The organism is Streptomyces albipurpureus (assembly GCF_023701525.1).
In the GTDB taxonomy this organism is placed as follows: Bacteria; Actinomycetota; Actinomycetes; order Streptomycetales; family Streptomycetaceae; genus Streptomyces; species Streptomyces albipurpureus.
Map to the genome: position 1 here is coordinate 1 of NZ_JAMQAW010000107.1, position 1212 is coordinate 1212.

A 1212-nucleotide genomic window follows, 5' to 3' on the forward strand; every position below is an offset into this window, starting at 1 on the left:
TGACCAGTGAGCTATTACGCACTCTTTCAAGGGTGGCTGCTTCTAAGCCAACCTCCTGGTTGTCTCTGCGACTCCACATCCTTTCCCACTTAGCGTACGCTTAGGGGCCTTAGTCGATGCTCTGGGCTGTTTCCCTCTCGACCATGGAGCTTATCCCCCACAGTCTCACTGCCGCGCTCTCACTTACCGGCATTCGGAGTTTGGCTAAGGTCAGTAACCCGGTAGGGCCCATCGCCTATCCAGTGCTCTACCTCCGGCAAGAAACACACGACGCTGCACCTAAATGCATTTCGGGGAGAACCAGCTATCACGGAGTTTGATTGGCCTTTCACCCCTAACCACAGGTCATCCCCCAGGTTTTCAACCCTGGTGGGTTCGGTCCTCCACGACCTCTTACAGCCGCTTCAACCTGCCCATGGCTAGATCACTCCGCTTCGGGTCTTGAGCATGCTACTAAAACGCCCTATTCGGACTCGCTTTCGCTACGGCTCCCCCACACGGGTTAACCTCGCAACACACCGCAAACTCGCAGGCTCATTCTTCAAAAGGCACGCAGTCACGACACAAAAGAACAAGTCTCCTGTGCGACGCTCCCACGGCTTGTAGGCACACGGTTTCAGGTACTATTTCACTCCGCTCCCGCGGTACTTTTCACCATTCCCTCACGGTACTATCCGCTATCGGTCACCAGGGAATATTTAGGCTTAACGGGTGGTCCCGCCAGATTCACACGGGATTTCTCGGGCCCCGTGCTACTTGGGTGTCTCTCAAACGAGCCGCAATCATTTCAGCTACGGGGGTCTTACCCTCTACGCCGGACCTTTCGCATGTCCTTCGCCTATGACTACGGTTTCTGACTCGTCTCACGGCCGGCAGACCGTAAAAGAGAGATCCCACAACCCCGCATACGCAACCCCTGCCGGGTATCACACATATACGGTTTGGCCTCATCCAGTTTCGCTCGCCACTACTCCCGGAATCACGGTTGTTTTCTCTTCCTGAGGGTACTGAGATGTTTCACTTCCCCTCGTTCCCTCCACATGCCCTATGTGTTCAGGCATGGGTGACAGCCCATGACGACTGCCGGGTTTCCCCATTCGGAAACCCCCGGATCAAAGCCTGGTTGACGACTCCCCGGGGACTATCGCGGCCTCCCACGTCCTTCATCGGTTCCTGGTGCCAAGGCATCCACCGTGCGCCCTTAAAAACTTG

1 rRNA gene is annotated in these 1212 nt (G+C 56.0%); it reads right to left on the reverse strand.

What is annotated here, in order from left to right:
- Nucleotides 1-1212 (reverse strand): 23S ribosomal RNA (locus tag NBG84_RS39710); the annotation flags it as partial.